This is a genomic window from Kitasatospora sp. NPDC001132, assembly GCF_053598415.1.
On sequence record NZ_JBSFKF010000009.1, the window covers coordinates 149,731 to 169,549 of the forward strand.

A 19,819-nucleotide genomic window follows, 5' to 3' on the forward strand; every position below is an offset into this window, starting at 1 on the left:
CGCTCCACCCCCGCCCCGTACGGCGCACGCGTCCACACGCCGCCCGCGTCCGCGCGATTCGGTGGGCCTTCGCACGCCCGAACTCCCGAGCTCACGCACGCACTCCCGATGTCCGACCCGGTCCCGGGATCACGGCCGACCCCACACGGCCGCCCCGCCAGGACCGGCCGCACCTCGCCAACGTCCTGTCCCACCACGTCTGTTGGAGGAATTCATGCGCCTTCGCCGAACAGTCCAGGCCGTGTTCACGGCCTGCGCCACGCTGGCAGCCTCGGCCGGCCTGGTCGCCGCCGGGACGAGCTCCGCCGAGGCCGCCACCCCGCTCCCCAGCCGGGTCTTCGCCCCCTACTTCGAGGCCTGGACCGGCCAGAGCCCAGCCCAGCTGGCCGCGCAGTCCGGCGCCAAGCACCTGACCATGGCGTTCCTCCAGACCGCCACCAAGGGCTCCTGCACGCCGTACTGGAACGGCGACTCCTCGATGCCGGTGTCCTCCGCCACCTTCGGCGCCGACATCGCGACCATCCGCGCCAACGGCGGGGACGTGATCCCGTCCTTCGGCGGCTACACCGCCGACAACACCGGCACCGAGCTGGCCGACAGCTGCACCGACGTCAACCAGATCGCGGCCGCCTTCGAGAACGTGATCACCACCTACGACGTCAGCCGGATCGACCTCGACATCGAGGACAACTCGCTGACCAACACCGCCGGGATCGACCGCCGCAACAAGGCGATCAAGATCGTGGAGGACTGGGCCGCCGCCAACGGCCGGACCATCCAGTTCTCCTACACGCTGCCCACCACCACCTCCGGGCTGGCCAGCAGCGGGCTCGCGGTACTGAAGAACGCGGTCAGCAACAACGCGCGGATCGATGTCGTCAACATGATGACCTTCGACTACTACGACAACGCCGCCCACGACATGGCGGCCGACACCCAGACCTCCGCGCAGGGCCTCTACAACCAGCTCGCCAAGCTCTACCCGTCCAAGACCCCGGCCCAGCTGTGGGGTTCGATCGGGATCACCGAGATGATCGGTGTCGACGACTTCGGCCCGGCCGAGACCTTCACCGTGGCCAACGCCACCACCGTGTACAACTGGGCCGTCTCCAAGGGCATCAACACGCTGTCGTTCTGGGCGCTCCAGCGCGACAACGGCGGCTGCCCGGGCACGGCCGGCAGTGACTCCTGCTCCGGGATCTCCCAGAACACCTGGGACTTCACCCACATCTTCGCGCCGTTCACCAGCGGCTCGACGGTGAACAACGACTTCTCGGTGTCGGTCAGCCCCAACTCGGCCACGGTCGCTGCCGGTTCGTCCACCTCGGCGACCGTCGCGACGGCCGTGACGGCGGGCTCGGCGCAGAGCGTCAACCTCACGGTCAGCGGCGCCCCGGCCGGCGTCACCGCCACCGTCACCCCTGGCAGCGTCACCGCCGGCAGCAGTGCCACGCTCAACATCAGCACCACCTCCTCGGTGGCGCCCGGGAGTTACCCGATCACCGTCACCGGCGCGGCGGCCTCCGGCAGCCACACGAGCACTTTCACCCTGATCGTCACCGGCACTCAGCCCGGCAACGACTTCTCGGTCGCGGTGAACCCGGCCTCCGGTACGGTCGCGGCCGGCTCGTCCACCTCCGCCACCATCGCGACGGCGGTCACCGCGGGCTCGGCGCAGAACCTCAACCTCACGATCACCACCGTTCCGGCCGCCGGCATCAACGCCACCGTCACCCCGGGCAGCGTCACCGCCGGCAACAGCGCCACGCTCAACATCTCCACCACCGCGGCCGCGAACCCGGGCTCCTACCCGCTGACCGTCACGGCCACCGGGGCCTCCGGCAGCCACAGCGCGACCTACACGCTGACCGTCACCGGGACCGGCCCGACGACCGGACTGGTCAACGGCGACCTGGAGAGCGGCAGCCTCGCCCCGTGGACCTGCCAGAGCGGCGGCGCCGTGGTCTCCACCCCGGTCCACTCCGGCAGCAAGGCGCTCCAGGCCGCGGCCACCGCCGCCCAGACCGGCGAGTGCTCGCAGACCGTCACGCTGAAGCCCAACACCAGCTACACCCTGAGCGGTTGGGTGCAGGGCAACTACGCCTACGTCGGCGTCAGCGGCGGTGCCACCGCCAGCGCCTGGGCCAACTCCGCCGGCTGGACCAAGCTGTCCGTCCCCTTCACCACCGGGGCCAACGGCACCGTCACCGTGTACCTGCACGGCTGGTACGGCCAGGGCAACGTGTACGGGGACGACTTCTCCATCGCCTGAGTCCGCTTCGGGTGGCGAGGACCACTGACGATTGACGGATGACGAACGACGGATGACAGCTGACAGATTTCAACATCTGTCAGCTGTCATCCGTTTCCCGTTGTCTGTTCGCTGTTTTCTGTTCGCCGTGTTCCGCTCGCCGTCAGCTGCCCGCCGTTCGCATCCGCTCCGGGCGGCACAGCGCCAGGTACGCCACCGTCGCCAGCACCCCACACACCAGGACCACCAGCGCCAGCAGCACCGCCGACGGCCGACCGCCGAGGCTGCTCAGCGGTGCGACCACCGCGCCGCACAGGAAGTTGCCCGTCCCGAGCAGCGCCGACGCCGTGCCCGCCACCTGCGGCTCGACCAGGCCGAGCGCCTGGGCGGCGGTGTTCGGCAGCAACACCCCCAGGCTGCCCATCATCACGAACAGCGGCGGACAGAAGCCGGCCAGTCCGAAGTCCCACACCGTCGTCAGCAGCACCAGCGCCACCCCGGCGGCGACCGCCGACGCGAGGCTGCCCAGCATCAGCGTCCGCTGCGTGAAGCGCGGCGCCAGCACCCGCCCGTTCAGCTGGGTCATCACCACGATCGCGAACGAGTTCAGCCCGAACAGCAGGCTGTAGGTCTGCGGCGAGACCTGGTACACGTTCTGGAGCACGGTCGACGACCCGCTGATGTAGCCGAACAGCGCCCCGAAGGCGAGGGAGCTGGTCAGCGCCAGCCCGAGGAACGGCAGGTTGCGCAGCAGCCGCCCCATCGTCCGCAGGGCCGCGCCCACCCCGCCGCGGTCCCGGGTCTCCGGCGGCAGCGTCTCGCGCAGCACGCCGAACGAGACCAGGGCGAGCAGCAGCCCGAGCGCCGTGAGCACGCCGAAGGTGCCGCGCCACGAGGTGAACCGCATCAGCTGTGCGCCGATGATCGGGGCGAGGATCGGCGCCAGACCCGATATCAGGGCGATCGAGGCGAGGAAGCGCAGCAGGGCGACGCCCTGGAAGCGGTCCCGGGAGACGGCGCGCCCGATCACCAGTCCGGCGGAGCCGGCCGCGCCCTGGACGAACCGGCCGGCGATCAGCACCGACAGGTTCGGCGCGAACACGCACACCAGGCTCGACAGGGTGTAGAGGACGAGCCCCGCGAGCAGCGGAGTGCGGCGCCCGAAGCGGTCGCTGAGCGGCCCGAAGAGCAGCTGCCCGGCGGCGACCCCGAGCATCGAGAAGGTCAGGGTGAGCTGGACGGCGGCCGGCTGGGCGACCAGGTCGTCGGCGATGGCGGGCAGGCCCGGCAGGTAGAGGTCGGTGGTGAGCGGGCCGAGCGCGGTGAGTCCGCCGAGGACCGCGATCACGGCCCAGCCGGGACGGGCCTGGCCGGTGACGGGTGCGGCGGCGGATGCGGGGGTGGGTGTGGTGGCGGCAGCGGTCGACGTGTCGTCGGTGGGGCCGACGGTCGGGCCGGGCATGGTGCTCCTTACGGACGGGTGACGTGGGGTTCGTTCGCGCTCCGTCCTATCGCAGCCCGGTCGGGTTCCGACAGCGGGGGTGCGCACTGTTCGGCCGTCGGCGTGCGTCGCGGGCGGACGTCCGCCACCGCCGCGGCCCGCACACGACGGCGGCCCGCCCGCACCGGAAGGTGCGGGCGGGCCGTTGCGTTCTCCGTGCCCCGGGGTGCGACGCGCCGCCCCGGCAGCCGGCCGCGGCGGTCGCGGCGCCTGGCGACCTGCTCGGCGGCCTCAGCGCCTGGCGACGTGCTCGGCGCGCAGCGCCGCCTGCATCGCCGCGCCGTCCTGCCACGCGTAGAGCTGGTTGCCGGTCAGCGCCACGTTGTAGTGCCCGCAGGTGCCGGTGGCCTTGGTCACGACGTTCTCGGGGAACCAGCCGGCCTTGAGCGCCTCCGGCACCGGGTGCGCGCTCTTGCCCGGCAGCCCGGTGCTGCAGCCGGCGGGCAGCCGGCCCTCCGGGAGGGTGGCGAACAGCAGGCGGTCGTCACCCCTGGTGGACATCATGTACTTCACCCCGGAGGCGTTGTCGGGGAGCCAGCTCGGCATCGACCGGCGATCGGCCTTGGCCTGGACGCCGGTCTCGTACGAGCCCTGCTGCTGGTGGTGTTCGTCGTACCAGTCGGACACTCGTGGGCCGATTGCCACGGCCGCCACGGCGACGGCCATGCCGGTGCCCGCGACTCCCATCGCGACCTTGCTCACGATGCTCTTCATGCCCGACTGCCCTCTCCGTGTCGTGACCGGTGCGGCTGTTGCCGCTCGTCTCCGCCGCCGACGGCCGCTCAGGGGGCACCGCCGGCCCGGTCGGCGTGCTCCGCCGTCCGGTGCAACCATCCTGGCCCGTCCGCACCCGTCGGTTCGTCACCACCAGGTCGCGATCCTGTCTCCGACCCACGGGGTACCGTCTCCACCTTCAGACGTACGCCCGTCGGCGGGGCCCCTGAGGTCTTCGGGTTCCGGGCCCCGATCGAGCCTCGCCGAAGCCCGGGGCCGCCGCAGCCCGACCTGCTGCACCCGGGGCACCGGCGGCGCCCCCGCGCGGCCGTCCGGGTCTCAGACCGACGCCGGCACCGGCCGGGCGACCGGGAACGGGCGGCCGTCGAGGGTCCAGTGCGGGTCGATCGGGCGCAGCAGCGAGGCGTACACCTGCGCGGCGACGTCCGGGTGGCGGATCTCGCCGGTGGGCGGGCCGGCCGGGATGTCGTGCCCGGCGCAGGCCACCCAGGCCGTCCGTTCCTCGGCCGTACGGCCGCCGTGGCCGCCGGCGTCCACATGCCCGTGGTCGGTGACGACGATGACCGTCCACTGTTCCTCGGCGTAGGTCTCCCGGCCGCGGACGGCGTCGAGGAGGCGGCCGAGGCGCTCGTCGGCGGTGCGCATGGACGCGCGGTACTCGTCGCCGCAGCCCAGGAAGTGGGCGGTCTCGTCGACGGCGCCGAGGTAGACGAAGGAGGCCTCCGGGTCGGCGGTGCCGAGGACGTGGACGGCCTCCCGGGTGACCTCCTCGTCCACCGCCTCCCAGGCCTCGGGGGCGTCCTCGGCGGGGGCTATGTACGAGAGCCGGCCGGGGGCGCGGAACAGCGGGCCGCCGGACTCGTTGATCATCAGAGGGTCCCAGCCGGCCGCGACGAAGGTACGGCGGCGGTCGCCCCGGGCGAGGCGGGTGGCGAAGTCGGGGAACACGTCGAGGCGGTTGCCGCCCAGGTGGTTGCCCCAGACTCCGTGCTTGGCGGGCTCGACCCCGGTCACGATGGTGGCCCAGCACGGCCCGGACATGGTGGGCGTGGTGTCCGCGACGGTGACCGGCACCAGGAACCCGGCCTCGGCGACCTCCCGCAGGCGCGGCATCGGCACCTGCTCCAGGTAGTCGTGGCGGACTCCGTCGATCCCGACGACGAGCACGCGGGGGCGGGGCCACTGGGCAGCGGACATGGGCGGTTCCTTTCGGTCGTGCGCACCCGGCCGCGCCCGCCGAGGGCGCCGCCGACCGCGCCATGCTCCACCGGCCGCCGTACCGGTCGGCGTCGCACCACCGAACACGGGGTGGCCACCAGGTGTCGGGAAGTCGCCATTCCGCTCTCGGCCGGTCCGCTCACGGCCGGTCGGCTCGCGTCGGTTGCCGTCAGCCGGTCGGTTCGCGGTCGGCTGCCCGTCGGCCGGTCGCCGACGGCCGGACGAAGCGGCGGTCGGCCGCGTCGAGTTCGGCGGCCGGTCCGGCGGCGCGCGGCACCACGCCGAGGCCCCGCTCCGGGTCCGCGGCGTAGCAGTGCGCGAGCCGGGGCAGGTTCGCCTCGACCACGGCCCGGTTCCCCGCCGGGTCGTACGGATCGGCGATCGGGCCGACGTCCAGGACGGCGGCGCTGGGCAGGGCGTCGGCGGCCTCGGCGAGCAGGACGGCGGTGGTGGTCCGCTGGGCCGAGGTGAGCAGGACGCGCTCCCCCGTGCCCAGGGCGTCGGCGGGCGACGTCACGGCTGCGGGCGGAACTCGTGGACGAGCTCGATGCGGCCGACGATGTGGCGGTTGAACTCCGCCAGCTCCTCGGCGGGCACCCAGAGTTCGAGGATCGTCCGGCCGCCCGCCTGCTGGACGGGGTAGCGGGCGAGGAAAGCGGTGTCGACCTTGAAGCGGGTGACGTAGCCGACGCCGGAGGCGGGGACGTTCCAGTCCCGGGCGATGCGGATCGCGTAGTCCTCGTTGAGGACGGGGTAGAAGATCGGCTGCTCGGGCAGGCGGGGCGGCCAGGCGCACCAGTCGGCGGCCTCGACCAGGGCCAGCTCCTCGGGGCCGGTGGGGCGCCAGAGGGTGGTGGTCGGGGGCGGCGTCGGGGCGAACCGGCTGGTCATGGCAGGGACGGTAGCCGGGCCGCGACGGGCCCGGCCACCGGTTTTCCCGGGCCGGCGCGGGGCCGCGGGGGACGGTCGAGGGAGAAGAGGGCGGGGGTGGGGCAGGGCCGTCAGCGGTAGGCGGACTCGCCGGTGATGGCCTCACCCAGGACCAGGGTGTGGATCTCGCTGGTGCCCTCGTAGGTGAGCACCGACTCCAGGTTGTTGGCGTGCCGCAGCACCGGGTACTCGGTGGTGATGCCGTTGGCCCCGAGGACGGTCCGGGCGCTGCGGGCGATCTCCAACGCGGTGCGGACGTTGTTGAGCTTGCCGAAGCTGACGTGCGGCGGGCGGGCCGCGCCCTGCTCCTTGAGCCGGCCGATCCGCAGGGCGACCAGGTACGCCTTCTCGACCTCCAGCATCATCTCGACGAGCTTCTGCTGGGTCAGCTGGAAACCCGCGATCGGGCGGTCGAACTGGATCCGGGTCTTGGCGTAGTCCAGGGCGGCGGTGTAGCAGTCGCGGGCGGCACCGACGGTGCCCCAGAGGATGCCGTAGCGGGCCTCGTTGAGGGAGGAGAGCGGTCCGCGCAGGCCGACCACCCCCGGCAGCACGGCGTCAGCGGGCAGCACCACCTCGTCGAAGGCCAGCTCGCTGGTGACAGAGGCGCGCAGCGAGAGCTTGCCGTGCACGTCGGTGGCGGTCAGACCGCGGGTGCCGCGCTCGACCAGGAAGCCGCGCACGCCCTCCTCGGTCTGCGCCCACACCACGGCGACGTCGGCGATGCTGCCGTTGGTGATCCACATCTTGCTGCCGGACAGCACCCAGTCGCCGCCCCCGCCGCCCTTGCGCACCGCCCGGGTACGCATGTTGGCCGGATCCGAGCCGAAGTCCGGTTCGGTCAGGCCGAAGCAGCCGATGAGTTCGCCGGCGGCCATGCCGGGCAGCCAGCGCTGCTTCTGCTCCTCGGAGCCGAAGGCGTGGATGGAGCGCATGGCCAGCGAGCCCTGGACGGAGACGAAGCTGCGCAGCCCGGAGTCGGCCGCCTCCAGTTCCATGCAGGCCACCCCGTACGCCACCGCGTCGGCGCCCGCGCAGCCGTAGCCGTCGAGGTGCATGCCGAGCACGCCCAGGGCGCCGAGCTCGGGGGCGAGTTCGCGGGCCGGGAAGACCCCGCGTTCGAACCAGTCGCCGATGTGCGGGCGGATGCGCTCCTCGGTGAACCGGCGGACGGTGTCACGGATCAGCCGCTCCTCGTCGGAGAGCAGGTCTCCGACGGCGAGCAGGTCGGACGGGTCGATCCGGGTCGGCTTCGTCATCGAAGCTCCTTGTACTCTCGGCGGAATACCGGCGAGTATCGCGCACCCGGCCGGGCTGTGGGCGGGCGCGAACGAGTGAGGATGGCGACATGTCCGACGACGCGTACGTGGTCAGCGAGCTGACGGCCGGGGAGCTGGACGACTCGGCCGAGGAACTCGCCGCACTGCTGGTGGAGACGGTGCGCGCGGGCGCCTCGGTCGGGTTCCTCGCCCCGCTCGCGCCCGAGGAGGCCGCGGCGTGGTGGCGGGCGCTCGGCCCGGACGTCGCGGCCGGGCGCCTGGTGCTGTGGACCGCGCGGACCAGGGTCGGCGGGCGGCTCGCCGGCACGGTGCAGCTGCGGCCGGCCACCGCCGCGAACGGCCGGCACCGGGGCGAGGTGGCCAAGCTGATGGTGGACCCGGCCGACCGGGGGCAGCGGCTGGCCGGGCGGCTGCTGGCGGCCCTGGAGGCGCGGGCGGTGGCGCTGGGCATCCGGCTGCTGGTGCTGGACACCGAGACCGGCAGCCCGGCCGAGCGGCTGTACGAGGGGGCGGGTTGGAGCCGGGTCGGTTCGGTGCCGGACTTCGCGGCCGACCCGGCGGGTACGCTCCGGCCGACCACCATCTTCTTCAAGTCGCCGACGGGCCGGGCCGCGGTGACGGGCCGACGCGCTGACGGGCCGACGCGCTGACGGGCCGAGCGGCCGAGCGGCCGAAGCAGCGGCCGGCGGGGGCACAACGGATCGGATGGGGACGGAGCGGGGGCAGGGCATGGCACGTTGGGCGCTGGTCGTGGAGGAGACGGTCGGCAGCGGGCACGACCGGACCTGGGGCAGCAAGGTGCTGGCCGAGGTCGAGGGCAGCCGGGAGGATGCCGTCGAGGAGCTGAAGCGACTCGTCCCCTCCTACACGCCGCAGCACCCGTTCAACAGTCGGCGGCGGACGCTGCTCCGTGACGGGGACACCTACCTGCTGATCTCGCAGGGGAGCATGCGCGACTACCACTGCGTGTTCAAGGTGTGGGAGCTGCTCTGGGACAGCAAGCGGCCGGAGGTCCAGGCGGAGCGCCTGGCCGAGGGCGCCGGGGAGGAGCAGTGACCGGTGGCCGATGACTGGCGCACGGATGAGAGTGGACGGACGGCGGCCGACAGATGACGGCCGACAGATGTCAGCTGACAGATTTCAAACTCTGTCAGCTGACATCTGTCATCCGCCCGCCGTCATCCCACCCCGCACAGCCGCAGCACCGCTGTCGTCGCCGCACCCGCGACGACCACCGCCGGGAACGGCGCCCGGCGCAGCGCGAGCACCCCCGCGACCAGTACGCCTGCCGGTCGAGCCCATCCCGCGAAGCCGTGCCCCTGGGTCAGCGCACCGGTCGCGACCAGGGCCACCAGCAGCACCGCCGCCGCGACCGCCAGCAGGTGCCGCAGTCGCTCCGAGAGGGCGAGTCGGCCGGCGAGCAGCGGCCCGGCCAGCCGGTAGGCGTACGTTCCGGCCGCCAGCAGCAGGATCGCGTACAGCGGCATCATCGGACCGCCTCCTTCTTCCCGTTCACCGCGCCCGCGTCGTCCGCCGCCTTCCGGTCCGCCTTTCCTGCGGCCGGCCGTCCAGCGAACAGCAGTCCGACGAGGGCCAGCAACACCGGCAGCCCGGCCGGGACGAACGGCGTTGCCGCCACCGCGACCACCGCGCCCACCAGCGCTGCCGTACGGGTGCGGCGGTCCGCGAGCGAGGGCAGGACGAGCGCGAGCAGCACCGCAGGGAAGGCCGCGTCCAGGCCGAGTGCGTCCGTGTCGCCGATCAGCCCACCCGCGAGCGCTCCGAGCAGCACCGAGATGTTCCAGACCACGAACAGCGCGATCCCGCAGAGCCAGTAGACGGCCCGGCGCCGACGCGGTTCGTCCTGCTGCAGGGCGAAGGCGGCGGTCTCGTCGGTGAGCAGCTGCGCGCCCAGCAGGCGTCGCCACCGCGGGCCGTCGAGCACGTCGGCCACGGTGAAGCCGAAGGGCAGCAGCCGGGCGTTGAGGACCAGTCCGGTGGCGACCGCGGCGAGGGCGCCGCCGCCGGAGAGCACCACGCCGACCGCCGCGAACTGGGAGCCACCGGCGAACACCAGGACGGAGAGGGCGACGGGCACCCAGAGGGGCAGGCCGCCGGAGACGCTGATCGCGCCGAAGGAGGCGCCGACGAGGGCGTCGGCCAGACAGACCAGAGCGACGTCCCGAAGGGTGGCACGCTCCAATGTTCGGATTAGCGAACGCATGTTCATTAGAGTGAACCGCACCGGCGCCGTTCGTCAAGGCGAACAGGTAGACCGATCGGGCGAACGATGGTCGACTTGGCCGACCGTGGCAGCATGAACGGCGGCATCAGCCGCACCGGCAGCCGTGGAAGGGGCCAGGAGGAAGCGTGAGTGGCGAGCATGAGTGACCAGACCACCCCGGCCACGAGCCCCGGCGGGGCCGGCGGCACTGGCGGCACTGGCGGCCCCGGCGGGCCCGGCGGCGTCGGCGGGCCCGGCGGCGTCGGCGGCGTCGAGCTGATCGGCCAGATCGCCGCCTCGATCCGGCGAGAGCGCGAGCGCAGCGGCCTGTCGATGGCCGAGCTGGCCCGGCGCGCGGGCATCGCCAAGTCCACGCTGTCCCAGCTGGAGTCGGGCTCGGGCAACCCCAGCGTGGAGACGCTGTGGGCGCTCGGGGTCGCGCTGAACGTGCCGTTCAGCCGGCTTGTCGACCCGCCGCGCCCGGCCGTCAAGGTGATCCGGGCCGGCGAGGGCCCGGTGACCCACTCCGAGCGCGCCGACTACGCCGCCACCGTGCTCTCCTCCTGCCCGCCCAACGCCCGGCGCGACATCTACCGGATCGAGGCCCAGCCGGGCGAGACCAGGGCTTCCGACCCGCACATGCCCGGCACCGTCGAGCACGTGATGATCGGTGCCGGGCGGGCGCTGGTCGGGCCGACCGAGGCGCCGGTCGAGCTGGGCCCGGGCGACTACGTGAGCTACCCGGGCGACGCTCCGCACGTGTTCCGCGCACTGTCTCCCGACACCCTCGCGGTGATCGTCATGGAACACATCTGACACACCTGACTCACCGTCAATACCCGAGGTGACGCGAGAGGCTACTTCAACAGGCCGTCCAGGAAGGGGTTTCCGAACACCCGGTGCGGGTCGTGGCGGTCCAGCACGGCGACCGCCTCGTCCCAGCCCGGCCCGCCGCCCGCCCGCAGGCTGTCGGGGATGACCCGGCCGAGCAGGTCGGGATCGGACCAGGCGGCTTCGTCGGTGTACGCCCAGCCCTTGGACCACTCGACCCGCAGGCCCGCCCTGGTCCCGTCGAAGGTGCGCAGCAGCCACTGCTCCAACTCCCGGGCGAAGCGCTCCAGTCCGGGCGTGCCGGGGAAGGCCAGGACGTCCAGCCAGATCGCCGTGTCCCAGTCGGGCCGGTCGGCGCGCGGGCGCAGCGCGGACAGCAGCGGGGGCCGGGCGCCGGGGGCACCGGAGGAGGCCGGGTCGTCCAGGCCGGTGACCCTGATCTCCACCGCGCCGTTCACCGGGAACTCGCCTCGGGCCTGGTAGGTGGCGAGCAACTCCCGGTAGTGGGCGGCGAATTCGCTGACCGCCCACTGGATGTCGGCGCGCTTGAGGTGGATCGCGTAACCGTTGGCGGTGACCCGCAGGGTGGTCGGGCGGACGTACTGGAGCAGGGTGCGCGAGGGGCCCCAGAGGTCGGAGCGCAGTCCGCCCGCGAGCAGGTGGGTGAGCACCTCGCCGCTCAGCAGCCGGCGCAGCAGGTCACCGGAGAGCAGGACATCCGTGATGTCGCCCGTGAGCGCCACCTTCGCGACCAGGTACTGGAGTTGGCCGAACAGCGGGGCCGAGGCCCAGGCGCCGGTGACGATCTCGCCGGCGAGCCGGGCGACCGGCTCCGGAACGCTGTCCGAGAAGGGGTAGTTGTACGGGTGGTCGACGGCCAACGAGGCCAGCGGCTTCGTCGGGGTGACGGTCCAGGTCTTGAGCCACGGGTACTCGGTGTAGGCGAACCAGATCGCCTCGACCCGTCCGTCGCGTTCCACGAAGTCGGCGAGGGTGCGCGGGCCTCCCCCGGTACCGAGGACTCCGCCCAGCACGCCGCCGACGACCCCGCCGAGCACACCCCCGAGCCCACCGCCCTCGCCGCTCCCGGCTCCGGCTCCGGCCCCGGCGCCGGCTCCCGTTCCGGCGACCGGGCGGGCGAAGAGCTCGCTCGCCGGGATGTCGAGCCGGCTGACGCAGCGCAGCGGCCGGTCGGCGCCGGCCCGCAGCACCACCTCGGTGAGGAAGGCGCGGCCCAGGTGCACCAGGAAGGCGGCGCTGTCGGCCTCGGAGCGGTCGAAGGTGCGCAACGTGTAACGGCCGGTGGCCGGGTCGAGGACGACGGCGGTGAGCCGGACGACCTGGTTGCTGACCGAGCCGTAGCCGTGGCCCTGAGGCCGTACTTCCCCGGCGGCCGGGACGGCGGTGCCGTGGCCACCGATGGCGAGCACGCCTCCGACGGTGATCTCGCCGGGGGCCGGGCAGGCGGTCAGGCCGAGGCCGCGGTCGGCCAGGTGGGCGAGCAGTGCTTCCATGGTGGCGCCGGTCTGCACCCGAACGGTGTCGGCCGAGTCGGCACTGATGGCGGTCAGGTACCGGCTGGTGTCGACGAGCAGGACCCGGGCGCTCTCCTGGGTCCCGGCGGCGACGGTGAGCGGCGCCCAGGTGTGCCGGTAGCCGGAGGCGCGCAGCCGCCAGCCGTTGGCGTGCGCCCAGTCGGCCAGCGCCGGGACCTCCTCGGGGGTGCGGGGCGCGCAGGTCCACAGCTGGTCGGTGCGGATCTCGCCGGACCAGTTCTGGAAGACCCGCTGGTAGAGCTCGGTGCCGGCGGGCAGTCCGGGCGGTACGGGCGCGGCCGCCTCGGCACTGTCGGGTCCGACGGTGCCGCGCAGCAGCCACGCCGCGCCGCCGAGCGCCGCCGACGCACCCAGCAGCTGCCGACGGGTGAGGCCCCCGGGGGTGCTCGTCGGGGGCCTCACCGGTACGTCCGTCCGGGCGTTCATCGGGACCATTCCGTCCGGTTTCGCCCCGCCGCCCGTTCCGCCCGTCGGGCCGTGTCCTGTGGTCATCCGCGTCTCCGCCCCCTCGTGCTGGTCCCCCGGGCCGAGCTGCGGCGATCGGGTCCGGCCGGAGTCCGCCCGGCCCGGTTGGGAGCGTATGAAGGGGCGCGCGGCAGTTTGAAGCGCCTGACCGGGATCTCACTCCTTCGAGTGAGATCGGCCCGATCGACCCCGGGAGACCCGTTCCACCTGCCCCCGCTCCTCGCCCGGACCCGGTTGCCCGCCCGCTCGGCCGGCGCATAGGTTGATCACGATCACCCCGCCCGCCCGCCGGAGGCTCCGCCATGCCCTCGTCCGCGAACTCTTCCGTGCCCACGCGTCCCGAGCCCGCGCGCCCCCAACCCGCGCGTCCCGAGCCCGGAGCACTGACCGTCCCCGGAGCGCTGACCGTCGCCGTCGCCCAGCCCCTCTGCGCCGCCGCCGGCCGTCCGGACACCGTGTCCGAGAACGTCGCCCGGCACGCCGAGGCGGTGCGCGAGGCGGGCACCCGGCTGGTGGTGTTCCCCGAGCTGTCGCTGACGGGCTACGACCTGGCCGCACCGGCCGTCGACCCGGCGGACGCCCGGCTCGCGCCGCTGGTGGCGGCGTGCGCCGCGACCGGCGCCGTCGCCCTGGTCGGGGCGCCGGTCCTCGAGGCCGACGGGCGCGAGTCCATCGCCACGCTGGCGGTCACCGGGGAGGGCGCCGAGGTCGTCTACCGGAAGACGCGCCTGCACGGTGCCGAGGTGGAGCGCTTCGCCCCCGGCGAGAAGCCCGTCGTCCTGGAGCTGGACGGCCTGCGGCTCGGCCTCGCCGTCTGCGCGGACGCCGCCGACCCGGCGCACGCCGAGGAGACCGCCGCGCTCGGCATCGACGCCTACGTCGCCTCCACCCTCTACGGGCCCGGCGCCGCCCAGGCCGAGCGCCGGGACGGCCACTTCCGCGACCGGGCCGCCGCCCACGGGGTGTGGTGCGTGCTCGCGACCTGTGCCGGGGCCACCGGCGAGTACCCGGACAGCTCGGGCGGCTCCGGTGTCTGGGCCCCGGGCGGGGGCCTCGTCGTCCAGGCCGGCAGTGCCCCGGGCGAGCTGGTCCGCGCCGAGCTGCCCCGGCGGTAGGCCCGGGCGGTAGGCCTCGGGGGCAGGCCCCTCGTCGACCTGTTCCCCGGCGGCCGGCTGGCCGGAACCGAGTCCCCCGAGCGGAAGAACCCGGCCCGAGCGGAAATACCCGGGCCCCGCGCGCGGCTGTGGTGAGCGAAGATCCGTTCCGGGCCGCTCCGGCCCGTACAGGAGGTGCAGCGCGCGATGAGTGGCGAGCAGGCGAAGCCGCAGGAGTACCGGATCGAGCACGACTCGATGGGCGAGGTCCGGGTGCCGGCCGACGCGAAGTGGCAGGCGCAGACGCAGCGGGCGGTGGAGAACTTCCCGGTGTCCGGTCAGCGGCTGGAGCGGGCGCACATCGCCGCGCTGGCCCGGATCAAGGCCGCCGCGGCCCGGGTGAACGCCCGGCTCGGGGTGCTGGACGAGGAGACGGCGGAGGCGATCGCGGGGGCCGCCGAGGAGGTCGCGGAGGGGCACTGGGACGACCAGTTCCCGGTGGACGTGTTCCAGACCGGCTCGGGCACCTCCTCCAACATGAACACCAACGAGGTGATCGCCACCCTGGCCGGGGAGCGGCTGGGCCGGCCGGTCCACCCGAACGACCACGTCAACGCCAGCCAGTCGTCCAACGACGTCTTCCCGTCCTCGATCCACATCGCCGCGACCGCCGCCGTCACCCACGACCTGGTCCCGGCACTGGAGCACCTCGCGGAGGCGCTGGAGCGCAAGGCCACCGAGTTCGCCGGGGTGGTCAAGTCGGGCCGCACGCACCTGATGGACGCCACGCCCGTCACGCTCGGCCAGGAGTTCGGCGGCTACGCGGCGCAGGTGCGGAACGGGCGGGAGCGGCTGCTGGCCTCCCTCCCCCGGGTGGCCGAACTCCCGCTCGGTGGAACGGCAGTGGGCACCGGCATCAACACCCCGCCCGGCTTCCCGGCGGCCGTCATCGCGGAGGTCGCGCGCGCCACCGGCCTGCCGCTGACCGAGGCGCGCAACCACTTCGAGGCGCAGGGCGCGCGGGACGCCCTGGTCGAGCTGAGCGGTCAACTGCGCACGGTGGCGGTCGGGTTCACGAAGATCGCGAACGATCTGCGGTGGATGGGCTCCGGTCCGCGCACCGGGCTCGGCGAGATCAACCTGCCGGACCTCCAGCCGGGTTCGTCGATCATGCCGGGCAAGGTGAACCCGGTGCTGCCCGAGGTGGTGCTGATGGTCGCCGCCCAGGTGGTGGGCAACGACGCGACGGTCACACTGGCGGGTGCCAGCGGCAACTTCGAGCTGAACGTGATGCTCCCGGTGATCGCCCGCAACGTGCTGGAGTCGGTGCGGCTGCTCGCCAACAGCGCCCGGCTGCTGGCCGACCGGACGGTGGACGGCGTCACCGCCAACGTCGAACGGGCCCGGGAGTACGCGGAGTCCTCGCCCTCGGTGGTGACCCCGCTGAACCGCTACATCGGGTACGAGGAGGCGGCGAAGGTCGCCAAGCAGGCGCTGGCCGAGCGCAAGACGATCCGTCAGGTGGTGCTGGAGCGCGGCTACGTCGACCAGGGCAGGCTCACCGGGGAGCAGCTGGACGAGGCCCTGGACGTCCTGCGGATGACGCACCCGTAACGGGGGCCGGACCACGCCGGCGCCCGGGGCGCGCGCGGGGGCGTACGCCGGGGCGCGGCCGACGTCCCGGCAGGCGTGTGCGCCACCGTCCCGGCAGGCGTGTCGGGACGCACGCCGGGGCGCGGCGGGCGGTTGGGCCCTCCGCGCCCCGGTCATGGGCTGTGGGGAAGATCAGCCCTTGGCGCGGCCGGCCCGGCCGCGCCGCATCGATGCTCCGTTCGACGTCATGGTCGCCATCGAGATCGCCGCGAGGCCGAGCAGGAACATCACGGCGCCTACGATGATGCAGGTCACGATGTTCTTGCCGTGCGCGACGGACCCGGAGACGAGCCACGGGGAGATGATCGTCCAGACACCGAGCGCGGCGGCCGCCCAGGCCCGCGCGTGGGTGCGTTCGTAGGCCGATCCGTAGCCGGCCATGAGGGCCGTGTAGGCCAGACCCACGATCAGGCAGGTCACGGTCAGGGTGTTGTACGCGGTGAAGCCGACGATCCATGGCGATGCTGCCAGGAAGAGACCGGCCAGGACGGCCAGGGCTTCGATGCCCTGGGCACGGGGGGTCGAAGTGACCCGCTCGTAGCGTTCGCGGAGTTCGACGATGTCCGGATGGTGCTCCATGCCCGTCGTCGGGATATGGGTTGCCACCGATACCACCTCCTGTGGTCGGAACCGGTAAGGCGCTTGCCCCGTACCCATTCTGGCCCTTATCCACCGTTTTGCACCCGATGGCCGGGAATGGTGGATAACCATCCGATCACGCCGGTGACCTGCGTCTCAACCGCCCGGGCCGCCATTGCCTATGCAACTCGTTGCATAGCAGGATGCGGGCCATGGCACTGGAGCACGCGATCCTCGTCTCGCTGCTGGAGCAGCCCGGCTCCGGCTACGAGCTGGCCCGGCGCTTCGACCGCTCGATCGGACGCTTCTGGACCGCCACCCACCAGCAGATCTACCGGGTGCTGCGGCGGATGGAGGCGGACGGCTGGGTGGCCGCGCAGGAGGTCCCCCAGGACGGGCGCCCGGACAAGAAGGTCTACTCGGCGGCCGAGGCCGGACGCGCCGCACTGGCCGGCTGGCTGCGCGAGCCCGTCGAGCCGGAGACCGTCCGGCACGAGCTCGCGGTCAAGATCCGGGCCGCCGCCTTCGACGACCCGGCCGCGCTGGTCTCCGAGGTCGAACGGCACCGCGAGAGCCACGCCGCCCTGCTCGCCCGCTACCTGCACGGCGAGCAGCGGGACTTCCCCGACACCACCGCGCTCGACGCCCGCGAGCAGCTCCAGCACGTGGTGCTGCGCGGCGGCATCGAGTACGAGCGGATGACTCTCGCCTGGCTCGACGACGTGCTCGCCACCCTACGCCGCCTCGCCACCGACCGGCCTGACCAACCGGCCTGACCAACCGGCCTGGCCGGCGGTCCGACCGGCAGTCAGGCCAGCAGTCAGGCTGGCCAGCAGGCCGGCTCGCCGCCCATTTCGCACCCTCGACCTCTCACACCCTCGACCCCCGGGAGCCCCTCGATGCTCTTCAACCCGCGAAGCTACGACCCCGTACAGTTCGACGAGCCGACCCGCCGACTGCTGCGCGCGACGGTGGACTGGTTCGAGTCCCGCGGCAAGAAGGCGCTGATCGACACCTACATCGACCGCAGCTGGTACGCGGACTTCCTGGACTTCGCCGCGAAGGAGGGCCTGTTCGCGGAGTTCCTGACCCCCGCCGCGGCCGACTCCGACAAGCGCTGGGACACCGCGCGGATCGCCGAGCTCAACGAGATCCTCGGCTTCTACGGCCTCGGCTACTGGTACACCTGGCAGGTCACCATCCTGGGCCTCGGCCCGGTCTGGCAGAGCGAGAACGAGGCCGTCCGCGCCCGCGCCGCCAAGCTCCTCGCCGACGGCCACGTGATGGCCTTCGGCCTCTCCGAGCGCACCCACGGCGCCGACATCTACTCCACCGACATGATCCTCACCCCGGACGGCGAGGGCGGCTTCACCGCGAGCGGCTCCAAGTACTACATCGGCAACGGCAACGTGGCCGGCCTGGTCTCGGTGTTCGGCCGCCGCTCGGACGTCGAGGGCCCGGAGGGCTACGTCTTCTTCGCCGCCGACAGCCGCCACGACGCGTACCACCTGGTCAAGAACGTGGTGAACGCGCAGATGTACGTCAGCGAGTTCCGCCTGGAGGACTACCCGGTGCGCGCCGAGGACGTGCTGCACACCGGCCAGGCCGCCTTCGACGCCGCGCTGAACACCGTCAACGTCGGCAAGTTCAACCTCTGCACCGCCTCGGTCGGCATCTGCGAGCACGCGATGTACGAGGCCGTCACGCACGCCCACAACCGGGTGCTGTACGGCCGGCGGGTCACCGACTTCCCGCACGTCAAGCGGGAGTTGACCGACGCGTACGTCCGCCTGGCGGCAATGAAGCTGTTCAGCGCGCGGGCCGTGGACTACTTCCGCAGCGCCTCCCCCGAGGACCGCCGCTACCTGCTGTTCAACCCGATGACCAAGATGAAGGTCACCACCGAGGGCGAGAAGGTCATCGACCTGATGTGGGACGTCATCGCGGCCAAGGGCTTCGAGGCGGACACCTACTTCGACAAGGCCGCGAAGGACATCCGCGGCCTGCCGAAGCTGGAGGGCACCGTCCACGTCAACCTGGCGCTGATCCTCAAGTTCATGGGCAACTACCTGTTCGCGCCCGCCGACTACGCCCCCGTGCCGACCCGCCTGGACGCCGCCGACGACGCCTTCCTGTTCCGGCAGGGGCCCGCCCGCGGCCTCGGCGCGATCCGGTTCCACGACTGGCGCGCCGCCTACGACCGCCACGCCGAGCTGCCCAACGTCGCCCGCTTCCGCGAACAGGCCGACGGCTTCTGCGAGTTGCTGCTTGAGAACGCGCCGAGCAAGGAGCAGCAGGCGGACCTGGACTTCCTGCTGGAGATCGGCCAGCTGTTCGCGCTGATCGTCTACGGACAGCTGGTGCTGGAGCAGGCCGAGCTGACCGGCCTGGACGCGGACGTCCTGGACCGGATCTTCGACGCGCTGGTCCGCGACTTCTCCGCGCACGCCACCGAGCTGCACGGCAAGGCCTCCGCCACCGAGGAGCAGGCTGCCTGGGCTCTGGCGAACGTGCGCCGCCCGGTCGCCGACCCGGCGCGGGACGCGCGGGTGTGGGCGCGGGTGGAGGCGCTCTCCGGCGCGTACGAGATGCAGCCGTAGGGCCGCGCGGCAGGACCCCGGGGGTGCCGGTCGGCGGGCCGGCACCCCCGGTTCATCCCTCCGGGGAGGGCCGGCACCCCCCGGTTCACCTCTCCGGGGAGGACCGGCCGTCCCCGAGGCCCATGTCGCGGGCCCGGGCGACCGCCTCGGCGCGTGTCGCGACGTGCAGCTTCTCGAAGATGTGGGTGATGTGGTTGCGGACGGTCTTCTCGGCGACCACCAGCTCCCGGGCGATCCGCCGGTTGTCCAGTCCGCGCGCGACCAGGTCCAGCACCTCGGCCTCGCGGGCGGTGAGCTCGGGAAAGAGCTGTCCCGCCTCGCGCATCCTCGCCCCGGCCAGCAGGGCGGTGATCCGCCCGGCCACCTCGCCGCCGAACACCGCGCCGCCCGCCGCGACCGTCCGCACCGCGTGCAGCACCTCCTCCCGGCCCGCGCCCTTGACCAGGTAGCCGCGCGCGCCCGCCTGGAGGGCGCCGAGCAGGTTCCCGTCGTCGTCCGACATGGTCAGCATCAGCACCGGCGGCGGGGCTTCCTGGGTGGCGAGCTGCCGGACGGCCTCCAGTCCGGAGCCGTCGGGCAGCGAGAGGTCCATGATCACCACGGTCGGGCGGTGCCGGGCGACCGCCCGCGGGACGTCGGCGACCCGCTCGGCCTCGGCGACGACCGAGATGTCGTCCGTGCTCTCCAGGGCCGCCCGGAGGCCCTCCCGGAAGAGGGGGTGGTCATCGACGATCAGTACACGGACGGCCCTTTCCGTGCTGGGGTCCGGAGGTTCCACTGGCTGCTCCTCATCCACGCGGGCGACACTATCAGCGGCGATAGCATGACTTTCCGTGACATGCTGGTGAACCCCTCGGCGTGTCGGCCCGCCTGCGCCAGGATCCGAGACCGGTGCCTCAGGC

Annotated in this window: 19 protein-coding genes; 8 read left to right on the plus strand and 11 right to left on the minus strand. The window is 73.1% G+C overall.

Going from position 1 to position 19,819, the window contains the following annotated elements; translation table 11 throughout:
• Nucleotides 1–214: 214 nt before the first annotated feature.
• Nucleotides 215–2,272, plus strand: coding sequence for a glycosyl hydrolase family 18 protein (locus ACWDBE_RS15210; protein WP_449793607.1), 2,058 nt, complete (start codon nt 215–217; stop codon nt 2,270–2,272).
• A gap of 142 nt (nt 2,273–2,414) precedes the next feature.
• On the opposite strand, the gene ACWDBE_RS15215 is transcribed toward ACWDBE_RS15210, so the two are convergent.
• The 6 genes from ACWDBE_RS15215 to ACWDBE_RS15240 all read right to left on the minus strand — a co-directional run bounded on the left by ACWDBE_RS15215 (nt 2,415) and on the right by ACWDBE_RS15240 (nt 7,894).
• Nucleotides 2,415–3,713, minus strand: a complete 1,299-nt coding sequence (locus ACWDBE_RS15215; RefSeq protein WP_449793606.1) for a multidrug effflux MFS transporter — start codon at nt 3,711–3,713, stop codon at nt 2,415–2,417.
• Nucleotides 3,714–3,983: 270 nt separating this feature from the next.
• Nucleotides 3,984–4,466, minus strand: a complete 483-nt coding sequence (locus tag ACWDBE_RS15220) for a hypothetical protein (RefSeq protein WP_449808229.1) — start codon at nt 4,464–4,466, stop codon at nt 3,984–3,986.
• A gap of 339 nt (nt 4,467–4,805) precedes the next feature.
• The gene (locus ACWDBE_RS15225) at nt 4,806–5,684 is read right to left on the minus strand and encodes an alkaline phosphatase family protein (protein ID WP_449793444.1); all 879 of its coding nucleotides are present in this window, start codon (nt 5,682–5,684) and stop codon (nt 4,806–4,808) included.
• 190 nt (nt 5,685–5,874) lie between these two features.
• Nucleotides 5,875–6,222 carry a hypothetical protein gene (locus ACWDBE_RS15230; RefSeq protein WP_449793445.1) on the minus strand — a complete coding sequence of 116 codons (348 nt, stop codon included), beginning with the start codon at nt 6,220–6,222 and terminating at the stop codon, nt 5,875–5,877.
• The gene (locus ACWDBE_RS15235) at nt 6,219–6,596 is read right to left on the minus strand and encodes an ADP-ribosylation/crystallin J1 (RefSeq protein ID WP_449793446.1); all 378 of its coding nucleotides are present in this window, start codon (nt 6,594–6,596) and stop codon (nt 6,219–6,221) included. Before ACWDBE_RS15235 ends, ACWDBE_RS15230 begins: the two co-directional genes overlap by 4 nt.
• Before the next feature lie 110 nt (nt 6,597–6,706).
• Nucleotides 6,707–7,894, minus strand: coding sequence for an acyl-CoA dehydrogenase family protein (locus ACWDBE_RS15240; protein WP_449793447.1), 1,188 nt, complete (start codon nt 7,892–7,894; stop codon nt 6,707–6,709).
• 89 nt (nt 7,895–7,983) lie between these two features.
• On the opposite strand from ACWDBE_RS15240, the gene ACWDBE_RS15245 reads away from it, so the two are divergent.
• On the plus strand, nt 7,984–8,565 hold the full coding sequence (locus ACWDBE_RS15245; RefSeq protein ID WP_449808230.1) for a GNAT family N-acetyltransferase: 582 nt from the start codon (nt 7,984–7,986) through the stop codon (nt 8,563–8,565).
• Between the two features lie 79 nt (nt 8,566–8,644).
• Nucleotides 8,645–8,971: a hypothetical protein gene (locus ACWDBE_RS15250; protein WP_449808231.1), complete on the plus strand. Its 327-nt coding sequence runs from the start codon at nt 8,645–8,647 to the stop codon at nt 8,969–8,971.
• A gap of 122 nt (nt 8,972–9,093) precedes the next feature.
• On the opposite strand, the gene ACWDBE_RS15255 is transcribed toward ACWDBE_RS15250, so the two are convergent.
• Nucleotides 9,094–9,402 (minus strand): AzlD domain-containing protein, encoded by a 309-nt coding sequence (locus ACWDBE_RS15255; RefSeq protein ID WP_392872766.1) that lies wholly within the window; start codon nt 9,400–9,402, stop codon nt 9,094–9,096.
• Nucleotides 9,402–10,139: an AzlC family ABC transporter permease gene (locus tag ACWDBE_RS15260; protein ID WP_449793450.1), complete on the minus strand. Its 738-nt coding sequence runs from the start codon at nt 10,137–10,139 to the stop codon at nt 9,402–9,404. The genes ACWDBE_RS15255 and ACWDBE_RS15260 overlap by 1 nt, the downstream gene beginning before the upstream one ends.
• Nucleotides 10,140–10,289: 150 nt before the next feature.
• On the opposite strand from ACWDBE_RS15260, the gene ACWDBE_RS15265 reads away from it, so the two are divergent.
• A complete protein-coding gene (locus tag ACWDBE_RS15265) occupies nt 10,290–10,955 on the plus strand; it encodes a helix-turn-helix domain-containing protein (protein WP_449808232.1) in 666 nt (221 codons plus the stop codon).
• Nucleotides 10,956–10,996: 41 nt separating this feature from the next.
• Here the strand turns inward: ACWDBE_RS15265 and ACWDBE_RS15270 are convergent, their stop codons facing one another.
• A complete protein-coding gene (locus ACWDBE_RS15270) occupies nt 10,997–12,952 on the minus strand; it encodes a cholesterol oxidase substrate-binding domain-containing protein (protein WP_449808233.1) in 1,956 nt (651 codons plus the stop codon).
• A gap of 365 nt (nt 12,953–13,317) precedes the next feature.
• Between ACWDBE_RS15270 and ACWDBE_RS15275 the strand changes: the two genes are divergently transcribed.
• Together ACWDBE_RS15275 and ACWDBE_RS15280 are read left to right on the plus strand one after the other, a co-directional pair.
• Complete coding sequence (locus ACWDBE_RS15275) at nt 13,318–14,106, plus strand: carbon-nitrogen hydrolase family protein (RefSeq protein ID WP_449793453.1); 789 nt, start codon at nt 13,318–13,320, stop codon at nt 14,104–14,106.
• 186 nt (nt 14,107–14,292) lie between these two features.
• A complete protein-coding gene (locus ACWDBE_RS15280) occupies nt 14,293–15,699 on the plus strand; it encodes a class II fumarate hydratase (protein ID WP_449793454.1) in 1,407 nt (468 codons plus the stop codon).
• A 171-nt stretch (nt 15,700–15,870) separates the two neighbouring features.
• Here the strand turns inward: ACWDBE_RS15280 and ACWDBE_RS15285 are convergent, their stop codons facing one another.
• On the minus strand, nt 15,871–16,344 hold the full coding sequence (locus ACWDBE_RS15285; RefSeq protein WP_449793455.1) for an SPW repeat protein: 474 nt from the start codon (nt 16,342–16,344) through the stop codon (nt 15,871–15,873).
• A 185-nt stretch (nt 16,345–16,529) separates the two neighbouring features.
• Between ACWDBE_RS15285 and ACWDBE_RS15290 the strand changes: the two genes are divergently transcribed.
• Together ACWDBE_RS15290 and ACWDBE_RS15295 are read left to right on the plus strand one after the other, a co-directional pair.
• A complete protein-coding gene (locus ACWDBE_RS15290; protein WP_449793456.1) occupies nt 16,530–17,093 on the plus strand; it encodes a PadR family transcriptional regulator in 564 nt (187 codons plus the stop codon).
• Nucleotides 17,094–17,216: 123 nt separating this feature from the next.
• Nucleotides 17,217–18,917 (plus strand): acyl-CoA dehydrogenase family protein, encoded by a 1,701-nt coding sequence (locus ACWDBE_RS15295; RefSeq protein ID WP_449793457.1) that lies wholly within the window; start codon nt 17,217–17,219, stop codon nt 18,915–18,917.
• A gap of 85 nt (nt 18,918–19,002) precedes the next feature.
• On the opposite strand, the gene ACWDBE_RS15300 is transcribed toward ACWDBE_RS15295, so the two are convergent.
• A complete protein-coding gene (locus ACWDBE_RS15300) occupies nt 19,003–19,695 on the minus strand; it encodes a response regulator (protein WP_449793458.1) in 693 nt (230 codons plus the stop codon).
• Nucleotides 19,696–19,819 lie beyond the last annotated feature (124 nt).